This is a genomic window from Bacillus sp. RC51 (assembly GCF_044908115.1).
Lineage (GTDB): Bacteria > Bacillota > Bacilli > Bacillales > Bacillaceae_G > Bacillus_A > Bacillus_A mycoides.
The window spans coordinates 335933-349289 of record NZ_JBIYCW010000003.1 but is presented as its reverse complement, the minus strand read 5'-3'; the positions used below and the strand labels follow the sequence as shown (position 1 = coordinate 349289).

General features: G+C 36.7%; 13 protein-coding genes. 6 read left to right on the top strand and 7 right to left on the bottom strand.

Annotation, left to right across the window (positions count from 1 at the left end):
* The first annotated feature begins 70 nt into the window (after nucleotides 1-70).
* Both ABH959_RS10230 and ABH959_RS10225 read left to right on the top strand, forming a co-directional pair.
* Nucleotides 71-814, top strand: coding sequence for a DUF3298 and DUF4163 domain-containing protein (locus ABH959_RS10230; RefSeq protein ID WP_002089296.1), 744 nt, complete (start codon nucleotides 71-73; stop codon nucleotides 812-814).
* A gap of 50 nt (nucleotides 815-864) precedes the next feature.
* Nucleotides 865-1458, top strand: a complete 594-nt coding sequence (locus ABH959_RS10225) for a biotin transporter BioY (protein WP_002015867.1) — start codon at nucleotides 865-867, stop codon at nucleotides 1456-1458.
* 45 nt (nucleotides 1459-1503) lie between these two features.
* Here ABH959_RS10225 and galU read toward each other — a convergent pair whose 3' ends face one another.
* A complete protein-coding gene (galU, locus tag ABH959_RS10220) occupies nucleotides 1504-2391 on the bottom strand; it encodes a UTP--glucose-1-phosphate uridylyltransferase GalU (protein ID WP_002015869.1) in 888 nt (295 codons plus the stop codon).
* A 152-nt stretch (nucleotides 2392-2543) separates the two neighbouring features.
* The gene (locus ABH959_RS10215) at nucleotides 2544-4268 is read right to left on the bottom strand and encodes a phospho-sugar mutase (RefSeq protein ID WP_404492541.1); all 1725 of its coding nucleotides are present in this window, start codon (nucleotides 4266-4268) and stop codon (nucleotides 2544-2546) included.
* 143 nt (nucleotides 4269-4411) lie between these two features.
* Between ABH959_RS10215 and cdaS the strand changes: the two genes are divergently transcribed.
* Nucleotides 4412-5017 (top strand): sporulation-specific diadenylate cyclase CdaS, encoded by a 606-nt coding sequence (cdaS, locus tag ABH959_RS10210; RefSeq protein ID WP_002067925.1) that lies wholly within the window; start codon nucleotides 4412-4414, stop codon nucleotides 5015-5017.
* 189 nt (nucleotides 5018-5206) lie between these two features.
* Here cdaS and pepA read toward each other — a convergent pair whose 3' ends face one another.
* From pepA to ABH959_RS10185, 5 genes are all read right to left on the bottom strand, one after another.
* On the bottom strand, nucleotides 5207-6691 hold the full coding sequence (pepA, locus tag ABH959_RS10205; RefSeq protein WP_404492540.1) for a cytosol aminopeptidase: 1485 nt from the start codon (nucleotides 6689-6691) through the stop codon (nucleotides 5207-5209).
* 276 nt (nucleotides 6692-6967) lie between these two features.
* On the bottom strand, nucleotides 6968-7594 hold the full coding sequence (locus tag ABH959_RS10200; protein WP_219301091.1) for a 3D domain-containing protein: 627 nt from the start codon (nucleotides 7592-7594) through the stop codon (nucleotides 6968-6970).
* Nucleotides 7595-7680: 86 nt separating this feature from the next.
* Complete coding sequence (locus tag ABH959_RS10195) at nucleotides 7681-7998, bottom strand: YuiB family protein (RefSeq protein WP_002089308.1); 318 nt, start codon at nucleotides 7996-7998, stop codon at nucleotides 7681-7683.
* Nucleotides 7995-8501 (bottom strand): NUDIX hydrolase, encoded by a 507-nt coding sequence (locus ABH959_RS10190; RefSeq protein ID WP_002015875.1) that lies wholly within the window; start codon nucleotides 8499-8501, stop codon nucleotides 7995-7997. Before ABH959_RS10190 ends, ABH959_RS10195 begins: the two co-directional genes overlap by 4 nt.
* 119 nt (nucleotides 8502-8620) lie before the next feature.
* Nucleotides 8621-9829 carry an NAD(P)/FAD-dependent oxidoreductase gene (locus ABH959_RS10185; protein WP_002067919.1) on the bottom strand — a complete coding sequence of 403 codons (1209 nt, stop codon included), beginning with the start codon at nucleotides 9827-9829 and terminating at the stop codon, nucleotides 8621-8623.
* A 464-nt stretch (nucleotides 9830-10293) separates the two neighbouring features.
* On the opposite strand from ABH959_RS10185, the gene ABH959_RS10180 reads away from it, so the two are divergent.
* From ABH959_RS10180 to ABH959_RS10170, 3 genes are all read left to right on the top strand, one after another.
* Nucleotides 10294-11283 carry an NAD(P)/FAD-dependent oxidoreductase gene (locus ABH959_RS10180; RefSeq protein ID WP_061690105.1) on the top strand — a complete coding sequence of 330 codons (990 nt, stop codon included), beginning with the start codon at nucleotides 10294-10296 and terminating at the stop codon, nucleotides 11281-11283.
* A gap of 165 nt (nucleotides 11284-11448) precedes the next feature.
* Complete coding sequence (locus ABH959_RS10175; protein ID WP_113938362.1) at nucleotides 11449-11925, top strand: GyrI-like domain-containing protein; 477 nt, start codon at nucleotides 11449-11451, stop codon at nucleotides 11923-11925.
* 175 nt (nucleotides 11926-12100) lie between these two features.
* Nucleotides 12101-13348: an MFS transporter gene (locus tag ABH959_RS10170; protein ID WP_098168722.1), complete on the top strand. Its 1248-nt coding sequence runs from the start codon at nucleotides 12101-12103 to the stop codon at nucleotides 13346-13348.
* The last annotated feature ends 9 nt before the right edge of the window (nucleotides 13349-13357 follow it).

The following is a 13357-nucleotide window of genomic DNA, read 5'->3' as shown; positions in this document are numbered from 1 at the left end:
ATCAAATGTATAATTTTACCTGTTTAATTTCAAACTACCTATAACACTTATATAAGGAGGTTTCACCTAAATGAAACAGAAATTTTGTATACTATTGCTTATGTTCTCCTTGCTGACTATTGTACCAAATTGTGCAATAGCAGCCAAAGCATCCAACCTGACAATCAATGTTAAGACTGTAACGCAAAAAGGTAAGAAACCTTATATAGAATATCAAATTAATAGGCCTTCCTTTCACAACTTTTCTGATTCGAAATTTCAAAATAAGCTGAATTCCTATTACAAAAACTCTACTACTAAATTTAAAAGTAAATTAGAAAAAGAAGCGAAGAAATATTATGAGGAAACAGAAGGATCTAGCACACCTTTTCATCCATACGTTGCAAATGTTGACTATAAAGTAGCTTTAAACAAACCACCTTTCCTCAGCCTATATGTGAATTACTATCAATATACAGGCGGAGCGCACGGACTGTATACGTGGAAGGCAAATACATTTGATTTAAACGAAAAAAAATTATTACACTTAGACGATTTATTTCAACAAGAGGATAAATATAAAGAAATAATTCGCACAGAGATTGTAAGACAAATTAAACAAAATGAAAGCATTTATTTTCCTGATGCAGTCGAAAAAGTAACGAGCACTAAAAAGTTTCACTACTTTTTAGAACCGGATAATCTTGTGATTTATTTCCCTTTATATGAAATTGCTCCTTATTCAAGTGGAATTCCGCAGTTTCGTATTCCATACACATTGCTTAGAGACTATTTAAAGCCTTCTTATCAAAATATTTTGATTGACAACAAGTAAATATTTTCGCTACGATAATGTTAACCTAAACACAACTGGAGGTTAACATTATGAAGAAGCTTCATGTTTTAGATTTAGCATTAGCTGCCATGTTCGTCGCTCTTATGGCTATTGGTGCAAATATTGTATCTTGGGCACCATTCTTACAAATAGCGGGCATTCCATTATCTATGCAACCATTTTTCGCAATTTTAGCAGGTCTTCTTCTTGGGAGTAGACTTGGGGCATTATCAATGACTGTTTACATGCTTGTTGGAGTAGCAGGTGCGCCAATCTTCGCTAACTTCAAAGCTGGATTTGGAGCACTTTTAGATCCTACTGGTGGTTTTATTATCGCATTTATTATCGTTGCTTACGTATCAGGAAAACTAGTAGAACAAAAAGAACGACCAACATTCAGCACCTTTGCAATTTCTTCTTTCGTCGGAATCATTTTAACGTATATTATCGGTACTACTTATATGTACGGGGCAGTCAATATTTTCATGGGTGGTAATATGAGTTATAAAGCTGCCTGGATGATTATGATGTGGTTCGCAGTAAAGGATATTGCGTTTACAATTATCGGCGCTATTATCGCACCTCGCATATACTATGCTGTACGTCGTTCCGCTTATCAGCATTCTCATTCGACGATTTCATAATAAACAAGGAGCTGTTCCTATAGGAACAGCTCCTTGTTTATTATATTAAGACTCTTGCTTCATTTGCTCGTCTAAAACTTTCTTCATCATTACTAGCATATCATCACGTAATTCTGGGTGCTGCAATGCCATTTCAATTGTCGTTTGAACGAATCCTAATTTTTCACCAACGTCATAACGCTTTCCTTCAAAATCATATGCAAATACACGTTGAATTTCATTTAAGCTTTGAATAGCATCCGTTAACTGAATTTCGCCACCCGCTCCAACTTGTTGCTGTTCCAAGAACATAAAGATTTCAGGAGTTAAAATGTAACGTCCCATAATCGCTAAGTTTGAAGGCGCAGTACCTTGCGCTGGTTTTTCAACGAATTTACGAACTTGATAACGACGTCCCTCTTGCTCTAACGGATCAATAATTCCGTAGCGATGTGTTTCTGCTTCAGGAACAGTTTGTACACCAATAACAGAAGAAAGTGTTTTGTCATACTCGTCCATTAATTGACGTAAACATGGTTTTTCAGCTTGAACGATATCATCGCCTAATAATACTGCAAACGGCTCATCACCAATGAATTTACGTGCGCACCAAACAGCATGTCCTAATCCTTTTGGTTCTTTTTGTCGAATGTAATGGATATCTACCATTTTAGAAGAAGCTTGTACTTTTTCAAGTAACTCATACTTTTTCTTCTCTAATAAGTTTTGCTCTAATTCAAATGCGTTATCAAAATGATCTTCGATAGAGCGCTTTCCTTTACCAGTAACGATAATAATATCTTCGATGCCTGATTTTACTGCTTCTTCTACGATGTATTGAATTGTTGGTTTATCTACAATTGGAAGCATTTCTTTTGGCATTGCTTTCGTTGCTGGTAAAAAGCGTGTTCCTAATCCCGCTGCCGGGATAATTGCTTTTCTCACTTTTTTCATGACAAATACCCTCGCTTTTCATTCTAATTCTCTTAGTAAAGTGCAAATTTATAACACTCGCTCGTAATAATCCTCTACATCAAACAAAACTACAAGAAAAGAGGAGGCCGTTCTCCGTTCTCCTCTTTTCCTATCAGTAGCATTCTATTCTATTATAAACGATTCATAATATCTTCTTTAATAGTAAGTAACTTTTGTTCACTATTTTGTAAAGAATCATCTTGTACACCAAAGTAGAATTTAATTTTCGGCTCTGTTCCAGATGGACGTAAGCAGAACCAAGAACCATCTTCTAATTGATATTTTAACACATTTGATTTCGGTAAGTGAATCTCTTCCTTATTTCCATCTTGTAACGTTGTAATGATGCTTTCTTTATAATCCTCAACTGCAACGACTGTTAAACCCGCTACTTCTTTCGGAGGATTCTCACGGAATGTTGCCATCATCTTTTGAATCTGTTCGGCACCATCTTTTCCTTTTAACGTTAACGATACAAGGTCCTCACGGAAGAACCCATACTTCTTAAATACTTCTAGCAGACCATCGTATAACGTTTTACCTTGTGATTTGTAGTATGCAGCTACTTCACATGCAAATAGGACGGATTGCACCGCATCTTTATCACGGCAGAATGAACGGATTAAATAACCGTAGCTTTCCTCATAACCGAATTGGAATTCATATTGTCCGCTTTCTTCATACTGTTTAATTTTTTCGCCGATAAATTTAAATCCAGTTAACGTATCAACTGTATCTAAACCGTATGCTTTTGCGATTGTACGGCCAATTTCAGACGTTACGATTGTTTTTAAAACAACACCGTTTTCTGGAAGCGTTCCGTTTTCCTTCTTTTGTGATAATAAGTAATCAAGCATTAACGCACCTGTTTGGTTACCAGTTAATACTTGGAACTCACCATCGTGATTGCGAACTGCTACACCTAGACGGTCTGCATCAGGATCTGTTGCGATTAACACGTCTGCGCCTACTTTTTCACCGTCGCGAATTGCATACTCAAACGCTGCATGCTCTTCTGGGTTTGGTGATTTTACTGTAGAGAAGTTTGGATCTGGTAACTCTTGCTCTTTTACAACTGTTACATCTGTAAATCCAACTTCTTCTAAACCACGGCGTACCGAAATATTTGATGTTCCATGCAATGGTGTAAAGACGATTTTTAAATCTTTTCCTACTTCTTTCACCATCTCTTTATTAACAATGACATTGTTCAATTCTGCTGCATAAGCATCATCTACTTCTTGTCCAATTATATGTAATAAACCGTCAGCTTTTAATTGCTCAACATCAGCAACTTCAACTGTTAATTCATTCTCTACTGCATTTACGTAGCTAATTAACTCATCAGCTTCTTTTGGAGGCAATTGTCCACCATCGTCACCATATACTTTATAACCATTATATTCAGGCGGATTATGGCTTGCCGTAAGAACGATTCCACTTGCTGTATGTAAATGACGAACTGCGAAAGAAAGCACTGGTGTTGGACGTAAGCTTTCAAATACATATGTTGTAATACCGTGTGCACCAAGAGTAGCAGCTACTTCCATTGCGAATTCAGGTGATTTATGACGAGAATCATACGCGACAACAACACCGCGTTTTTTCGCTTCTTCACCTAAGTTTTCAATAAACATAGCCAATCCTTTTGTTGCTTTACGAACTGTATATACATTTAAACGGTTCGTACCAGCACCAAGTTCACCACGCATACCACCTGTGCCGAACTCTAGATTTTTATAAAAGCTATCCTCGATTTTCTTCTCATTTTGCTTCATGTTTTCTAGCTGTTCTTTTAATTCTGCGTCTAATTCTGCATATGAAAGCCAGCGACTAAATTCTTGTTTCCAATTCATACTTCCATCTCCTCTCGCCTGTCGTACCTTCATTATATGAAAAAAACAACCTGAATCTCAATATTTTTTAAAATCTAGCAGGATTTTACTATAAATATTTGTATACACTATGGTTAAATACTCCACCAAAGGGAATGAGGATTATGCAAGAATGGGGCTTGTCAGAAGAGCTCAAAATAAAAACAAAGCAGATGATTGAAATTGCTGAAAAAGAATTATCAAACATGAAGCATGCAATCGATAAAGAAGATGAATGTATTTTATGTAAAATGGAAGATATTCATCATATGTTAACAAATGTACAGACGTTAGCAGCTACATATTATATTCAAGCATATTTATCACCTTATACGGAAAGCTCACATTTCATCACTACAGCTGTCCAACATTTAAGCGCTCGAAAACACGGTGCTCTTATTATTGTGGAACGAAGTGACGCTCTTGATTCTTTCATTCAAACTGGAACGACATTAAACGCACACTTAACCGCGCCACTACTTGAATCGATTTTTTATCCAGGGAACCCTCTTCATGACGGAGCCGTTCTCATTAAAAATAATCATATTGTCTCAGCAGCTAATATTCTCCCATTAACAAAAAGCATGGAAATCAATCCTGAGCTAGGAACACGTCATAGGGCTGCAATTGGCTTATCCGAGAAAATTGATGCACTTATATTAGTTGTCTCTGAGGAAACAGGGCGTACTTCATTCGCTTTAGGCGGGACGTTATATACGATTTCTTTATAGGACGAATCTTTCACTATGTAGCACTTTTTGAAACGGTAAAATAGTAAATGAAATTATATGAACCGTAACTCCAAATATATCGACGTTTCGACAAGGAGTATCGACTTACCGACAAAAACTTACAATAGTCATACCATATCAATAAGAAAAGGCTATCCCAAAAATTTGAGACAGCCTTTTCTTCAAAAATTATTCTTCTCCGAAACGCTCAACAAGTGTTGCAAGTGTACGCACCATTGCACCTGTTGCTCCAGATGGTCCTAAATCATGTGCTCCTGATGTTTCAGATGTTCCAGCGATGTCCAAGTGTACCCATGGTGTTTCTTCTGCAAATTCACCAATGAATGTCCCAGCCATAACCGCATGTCCTTCACGGCCTGGTGAGTTATTTAAATCAGCAAATTTACTGTTTTTTACACGTTCTTTATCACGTTCAAAAATCGGCAATTGCCAAATTGGCTCATCCGTTTCCATAGAAGCCTCTAACACTTGTTCAAACAATTCTTCATTATTTGTCATCGCGCCTGTTGTATGATTTCCAAGTGCAACAATTACACCGCCTGTTAATGTTGCAACATCAACTAAGTAATTTGCGCCAAGTTTCTTCGCATACGTAATACCGTCAGCTAACGCTAGGCGACCTTCTGCATCTGTATTTAATACTTCGATTGTTTTTCCGCTCATAGATGTAATAACATCATCTGGCTTAAATGCTGTACCACTTACAACGTTGTCAGTTGATGGAATAACAGCAATTACATTTTGCTCGGGGCGAAGTTCACCGATGATCTCCATCGCGCCAAGAACAGCTGCAGCTCCGCCCATATCACCTTTCATACCAACCATGCCTTCACGTGGTTTTAAAGAATAACCGCCTGTATCATATGTAATCCCTTTTCCAACAAATCCAATTACATCTTTCCACTCTTCTTTTCCTTTATAAATAAGAGCGATCATTTTTGGAGGTTCAGTAGATCCTTGGTTTACTGCAAGTAATGCACCCATACCAAGCTCTTCCATCTCTTCTTTCTCAAGAACCTTATAATCCATATCGTATTTTTCTGCTAATTCAACTGCATACTCAGCAAGCTTTGTCGCTGTTAATACGTTTGGCGGCATATTTACAAGTGTACGAGCTGAATTTGTTGCACGTCCATGTACGTAGCCAACTGTTAATGCAGCTTCAATTTCTTGTGCATCTTCCGCTGTAATAGCCGTGAACTCCTCTAGTTCCACACGATCCTTTTTATCTGATTTATACGTTTGTAACTCATATGTACCAAGACCTTGTACTTCTGCTGCAATATGAGCTACATCAATCGCATCTAATTTCTCTGTTACGAAAGAATCAAGCAAGATTGCTGCATCTTGTACTTTTGCTGCTTGTAACGCTTTAAACGCCTTACCAAGAGCAGCACGTAACGTTTCCGTTGTATATGACTCTTTCTTACCTAAACCAACAAAATAATAACGTTTAACATTTGTTTTTCCTAAGCTGTGTACTTTTGAAATGGCTTTCTTCTTAGTTGAAAGTTCTTTTTCTTCTAATAAAACTTGTAATTGTCCTTCAAACGCTTTATCCAGTTCTTGTACAAAGCTACTCGTTTTATCTCCTTCAAATAAGGCAACAATTACCACTTCATGACTTACTAATTCTTTTTGTACTCGAAACATGTTCAGACCCCCTAAATTTCTCTACGTCCATTATAACTTTATTTTCGATAAAATGCGACAATTCTAAATTCTGTTATTTCATATAAAGTGAAACTTTAATCAGCCCGCACCAATCGGGCGTTTACGGGCAGCAGGGCTCCCCCCTAACTTCTTTGCCCCAGCTGAATTTTGAGATGGGAGTTTTACCGGCCGCAAATAGCAGGATAAAGATGCTATCTCCAATATCTTCTATGGTGAAATAAGACAAGAAAAAAGTCTAGCGTTATTACCACTAGACTATCTTTGTTTTAAATATTGTCCACGAAACACTTGCATCGTTTCGTCTTGATTTAACATCGTTAACTCTTCTTCCGAGAACTTGCCATTTCCTATTTTCACTATATACACATTTACTTTTTTCTTACCCCATTGGCTATAAACATCTTTCACCGTATCATAATATAAATCGAGACGATTTCCTTTTATAGCACCGCCCTTATCAGCTACAACACCATATCCGTAACCTGGCACGAATAGAATTGTCCCAAGCGGGAATACGCGTAAATCGGCAGCGATTGTGGAATATAAATCCCTTTTTGCTTTAACACCTGAATATGTAATGCCATACTCTGGATGCCCCGCCCTCTTTCCAGTTGACTCTATACCTGATGTATAACCAGTTGCAGTCATTTCTATAACACGATATTTAGACCAGTCATTTGCCTGCTCTAAAGCATTTATCACTTCTTTACTCGGAGCAACTTTTTTCTCAATTTCTGCTGCATGTACTTCTTTTACACTTGTTCCTTCATATGATTTTATAATCTCTAATAAAGAAACTCCTGTGAAAGCCTGCCATGTTACGCATAATGCGAATGCAAGTAAACAAGTCATCATAATGCGAATACAATATCGTTTTAACATTTTTATATTCCACACTCCTTCATCGTTAATCATTCCCTATACGATGAAGGAATATGCAAAAAAATAATCTCCAAATTGATTGGAGATTAAAACATTTGATATCCACTTTTTCGAAGTTTTTTAATTATGATTCCTGCTAAAGCAGCACCTACTAATCCAGTAGATAGAATAAACACATCTGCGTGTCCTAAATGCGATACACTTGTCCCAAATGAAGAAAATGTTTCTTTTGGCTTTGAAAAATAGTCCCATACACTCGCTTTATTAATAATAAGCATACAAATAATCGGATATACAATAACCATTACCCACGTAGCTCGCAAAATCATGTTGAGTAAAAATCCAATTCCAAAAAATAAAATAAAGAACAACATCATTGAAATAAGTAGTACCGGTATACTCACTTCTTCTCCCTCTCCTTCGCATACGCCGTAAACACATGATAAGCCGTATAACCAAATTGCTCTCCTGGATTTAATGTTTTGTCCATTTCAAAATGCGACTCTGCTCTTCCTTCTAATAAATATTTGATGAGTACAGAAGTATTTTGATCATCTGCAATATTTTCCGGATGTAAAAAAGCTACTTCCGACAATTCTTTCTCCTGTACGATAACGTCTTCTCCCTCTGGCTCTAGAAGAAAAATAATCATATTATCACTAATTTCATTATGAATAACACCTGAGCGAATACCAATGATCCCCTTTACATGAGCAACAATGCCTGTCTCTTCCAATATTTCACGTTTCACAGCTTCATCAACAGTCTCGCCTTCATTAACAAAACCAGCAGGTAAAGACCATTGCCCTTTCAATCCACCGTATTTTTTCTTAACGAATAGCCATCTCCCATCTTCTGTAGCTACTAAGCCACTGACAGCTAACCACACTTTCCCTCGCTTCCCCATGATGTAACCTCCTCCATCAAAACGAACAGAATATTCTTTCTTTTTGTTTATTATACTATATTTTCAATACGAAAAAAGCAGAAACAGCTCATAGCCGTTTCTGCTTTTTCTACTATATATTAAAAGAACTTCAATTTACCTTTTTTAAGAACTAATAAAGGTCCGCCTAGTAAGAATAAGTAACGGTTGTCAATTACTTTCTTCATGAATGAAGCTTTCCAACCTGTTAATTTTTTGCCCATAACAACGCCCATTGCATCGTCATGACCTAATGAACATACAGATCCTTTATTATCAAATGCGAACTTTTTCATTTCACCTTTGCCGCGAACTAACACAGTTAAATTGTGTGCAATATTATAACCTTCTTGAATTGCAATCTGTGCTGTTGGTGGGTATGGACGGTTAATTTCTTCGTTGATGATTAACGCTGCATCACCAACCATGAATACATCTTCATGACCTGGAGCGTGCATGTACTCATCCACTTTAATACGTCCGCGCATTGCTTCAAATCCAGACTCTTCCACAATACCATTACCACGAACACCTGCAGCCCAAACTACAGTTTCAGATTTAAGAAGTTCAGCATCATCACCGTTGGCAACGATAATACCTTCTTCAGTTGCTTCCTTAATTGCTGTACCGATGCGGAATTCTACACCTTTTTTCTCGAGTTGTTTTACAGCGTACTCTACTAATGCTGGATCGAAACCAGGAAGTGCTGTTGGAGCAGCTTCTACACAGATGATACGTGCTTTTTCACGTGGAACATCATACTCTTTGCAAAGTTCAGGAATACGGTTTGCAAGCTCACCTACGTACTCGATACCAGTAAATCCAGCGCCACCAACAACGATTGTTACTAACTCATCACGTTTTTCAGTCGCATATTGAGCGAATTTTTCTTCCATATGCTCACGAATTTGACGAGTTGCATTAATGTTAGTGATTGAGAATGCATGCTCTTTTAATCCTTTAATTCCGAACGTTTCTGATTCGAAACCAAGACCGATTACTAAGTAATCATACTCTAATTCACCATCTTTTAAGATAATACGTTTTTCAGCAGCTTTAATCTCTACTACTGTATCTTGTACAAAGTTCACTTTATTTGTATCGATAACGTCTTGAATATCTAGACAGATTTTATCATCTTGTAATGTACCAGCTGCACTCTCATGTAACCAAGTTGCTTGGTAGTGATAGCTGTTGTTGTTTACTAACGTAATTTCAGCTTCACTTACAGATAATGTTTTTTGCAGACGAACAGTCGTAATCATCCCGCCATAACCTGCACCTAAAACTACGATTTTTGGAGTCTTCACTAAATCACAACCCTTTTCTTTATATAATAGTAATAAAAAATAATACCAAGTACTAAAAAATCTATTTGTCAAGAATGTGGAATTTATCACATTCTATATCATAACAAAACGCAGTCAAAAAATCGTACGAAATTTGTCATAGAAATTTAACATAATACTTCCCTATATTAGTCGGTTTCATTCCATAATTCAAGCACCTAGAGAATTATCAATATTTTAAAATAACATAGCGTTTTCAAGGGTTTTTCAGCCTTTTTTTCATGTATTTTCCTTTCGTTATATTTTATACAATTCTAAAACATCTATGCGAAAACTTACTTATTATTCAGTCGTTTCCAGAAGTATTATTAACTGAAATATGCTATCATTTATTTGAAAGTGTCATCATTTGCAGGATTTTCATGTACATATGAACAATATATGAAATCAATATTAAAATTCCATCATCTATAGGGGGAATGAAAATGACAGAAAATCAAAAAGTTTACGACATAACGATTATTGGTGGTGGCCCAACAGGACTATTCACCGCATTTTATGGCGGAATGAGACAAGCAAGTGTAAAAATTATTGAAAGCTTACCTCAACTTGGAGGGCAATTATCCGCACTATATCCCGAAAAATATATTTATGATGTAGCTGGATTCCCAAAAGTGCGCGCACAAGAGTTAGTTGATAACTTAAAAGAACAAATGAAAAAGTTCGATCCAACCGTTTGCTTAGAAGAAGCTGTTGATACTCTTGAAAAACAAGCTGACGGTATATTTAAGCTTGTTACAAATAAACAAACTCACTACTCTAAATCTGTCATTATTACTGCTGGTAATGGTGCTTTCCAACCACGCCGCTTAGAATTAGAAGGCACAGCAAAATACGAAAAGAAAAACTTACATTATTTCGTTGATGATATGAATAAATTTGCTGGAAAACGCGTCGTTGTATTCGGCGGTGGTGACTCAGCAGTAGATTGGACAATGATGTTAGAACCGATTGCGGACAAAGTTACAATTGCTCATCGCCGCGATAAATTCCGTGCACATGAACATAGCGTAGAAAGCTTAATGAATTCCCGTGCAGAAGTAAGCACACCTTACGTTCCAGTTGAACTTATCGGTGATGATACTATTGAACAAGTTGTTCTTCAGCACGTAAAAACAGAAGAAAAAATTATCATCGATGTTGATGACGTAATCGTAAACTACGGCTTCGTTTCTTCACTTGGTCCAATTAAAAATTGGGGCTTAGATATTCAAAAGAACAGCATCCTCGTGAACTCAAAAATGGAAACAAATATTCCTGGCATTTACGCTGCTGGTGACATTTGTACATATGAAGGAAAAGTAAAACTCATTGCTTGCGGCTTTGGTGAAGCACCGACAGCAGTAAACAATGCAAAAGCTTACTTCGATCCAAACGCAAAACTTCAACCAATGCATAGCTCAAGTATGTTTTAATATAAAAATGAAAAGAGCTCCTTTTACATGAAAGGAGTTCTTTTCATACTCTCTCTTTTCCCTAACTAAAATACATCGCAATTTGATAAAAAACACTATTCCCTTCCAAAATATGTTACAATAAAACAGAACGTACGTTTCATTTAATAAAGGGAGGTTTTATTAATGAAAGAACCTATTATCGTAAAAAAAGAAGCTTTCCAAGCAATCGGTGTTTCTATTACAACTACAAACGAAAAAGAAGCATCAACTGAAGGAAAGATTCCGATGCTTTGGAATCGCTACTTCCAAGAACAAATCATGCATCAAATTCCAAATCAACAAACAAAAGAAACATTCGCTTTCTACTCAAACTACGAATCAGATGAAACTGGTACATATCAATTTACTATTGGCATGCCTGTTTCTTCATTAGAAGACGTTCCTGAAAATATGATAACTTTAACAATACCTACTGCTACGTATGCGGTATTTACAACGAGAAAAGGTCCTGTGTCTGAAGTCGTTTGTGAAGCTTGGGAATATATTTGGCAATGGTCGAAAGAAAACAAGCGTGCTTTTACAACAGACTTTGAGCTTTATGACGAAAATGCAGTAGATCCAAATAACGTACAAGTGGATATTTATATTGCTTTAGCGTGAATGACAAAAAAGAAGATACCCTTTGGTATCTTCTTTTTTGTCGTTAAATAGCCACTGTGCAAATTCATTATTATTGTCTACAATGAGAAAGTGCAGTATAGAAATATTAGAAACTGTATAGAACAATTGTTAATAGGTTTTTCAGTCTAAAATCGGTACATAGAAAGGAAGCACTATGGAGGAACTACAACAAAATAAATCTGCTTTAGAAGGAAGCGGAAAACCGTTATTAAAAAATACGAACTTCCTTTTTCTTTGGGCAGCTACTCTCTTTTCAAGTTTTGCTTTAGCCTTTTTTACTTTTTCACAAACATGGTACATAGCAAAAACATTAAACCTTGAGGCTTCACTCGGTATTGTTTTCGTGGCTCTTAGTGTTCCAAGGCTAATCTTTATGATTATCGGCGGAGCATTAGCTGATAAATTCCCGAAAAAAAATATTATGTTTTACTCTAATATTATTCGCGCTATTCTTGTCGCAACCATTCTCACCTGGTTCATCGTCGGTGATGTAACACTATATACATTTGCTTTGTTCGCTTTGTTCTTCGGGCTTGCTGACGCTTTCTTCTGGTCAGCAGATGGATCTATTCTGCCTGAACTTGTAGAAAAAAGCCGTTTAACACAAGCAAATTCACTTACTCAAATGACAAACCAAGGATCGGTCATCTTGGGCCCTGTACTTGGCGGTATTCTCATTAAATTTACGAACTATGAAACAATCTTTTCAATTACAATCCTGCTACTCATTATCGCTGCAATACTCGTTCAAAAAATACAATTTACAGTACCCGAAAAAAATGAAACAGATAAAGGCATGTTTACTTCTATTAAAGAGGGAATTTTATATGTAAAAGAATCACCATTTCTTTCAACTTTCCTCATATGTAGCGCCTTTTTAAATTTATTTTTAATCGGCCCAATGCAAGTAGGATTTCCGCTCTTCGTCAAAAACGTTCTGCACGGTGATTCACTTCAGTTTAGTTACTTAGAAGCGTCTGTTGGCGGCGGGATGGCGATAGGAGCTGTCATTGTCGGATTAAAAAATATTAATCGTAGACGTGGACTATTTTGCATTATCATGATGCTACTGTCTGGTGTATTCTTCCTAGCCATCAATTTTAGCACCGTACTTTGGCAAGCGTTATTAGCTGGAATGTTTTACGGTATTACAATTGCGATGGCTATCGTTCCACTTATGGCAATGATTCAATCAACAGTAAAAGAAGAGATGATGGGACGCGTTATGAGCTTACTCATGCTTTCATCGATGGGATTCATTCCGCTCTCTTACGCATTTACATCGCTTGCACTTGGGATAGGCATTCCAATTGTAACGGTTATGAAAAGCGGTGCAATCGCTGTTATCGTCTTTGTACTATTTGTAGCAATTCGTGTTCCAGTTGTAAGAAAGTTCGATTAGCTACTTGGA

What these genes read in the sequence shown, in the direction of transcription:
- ABH959_RS10200 (WP_219301091.1), bottom strand. Translation starts at nt 7,594, where the DNA reads ATGTTAAAACGATATTGTATTCGCATTATGATGACTTGTTTACTTGCA.
- ABH959_RS10190 (WP_002015875.1), bottom strand. Translation starts at nt 8,501, where the DNA reads ATGGGGAAGCGAGGGAAAGTGTGGTTAGCTGTCAGTGGCTTAGTAGCT.
- ABH959_RS10230 (WP_002089296.1), top strand. Translation starts at nt 71, where the DNA reads ATGAAACAGAAATTTTGTATACTATTGCTTATGTTCTCCTTGCTGACT.
- cdaS (WP_002067925.1), top strand. Translation starts at nt 4,412, where the DNA reads ATGCAAGAATGGGGCTTGTCAGAAGAGCTCAAAATAAAAACAAAGCAG.
- pepA (WP_404492540.1), bottom strand. Translation starts at nt 6,691, where the DNA reads ATGTTTCGAGTACAAAAAGAATTAGTAAGTCATGAAGTGGTAATTGTT.
- ABH959_RS10175 (WP_113938362.1), top strand. Translation starts at nt 11,449, where the DNA reads ATGAAAGAACCTATTATCGTAAAAAAAGAAGCTTTCCAAGCAATCGGT.
- galU (WP_002015869.1), bottom strand. Translation starts at nt 2,391, where the DNA reads ATGAAAAAAGTGAGAAAAGCAATTATCCCGGCAGCGGGATTAGGAACA.
- ABH959_RS10170 (WP_098168722.1), top strand. Translation starts at nt 12,101, where the DNA reads ATGGAGGAACTACAACAAAATAAATCTGCTTTAGAAGGAAGCGGAAAA.
- ABH959_RS10215 (WP_404492541.1), bottom strand. Translation starts at nt 4,268, where the DNA reads ATGAATTGGAAACAAGAATTTAGTCGCTGGCTTTCATATGCAGAATTA.
- ABH959_RS10225 (WP_002015867.1), top strand. Translation starts at nt 865, where the DNA reads ATGAAGAAGCTTCATGTTTTAGATTTAGCATTAGCTGCCATGTTCGTC.
- ABH959_RS10180 (WP_061690105.1), top strand. Translation starts at nt 10,294, where the DNA reads ATGACAGAAAATCAAAAAGTTTACGACATAACGATTATTGGTGGTGGC.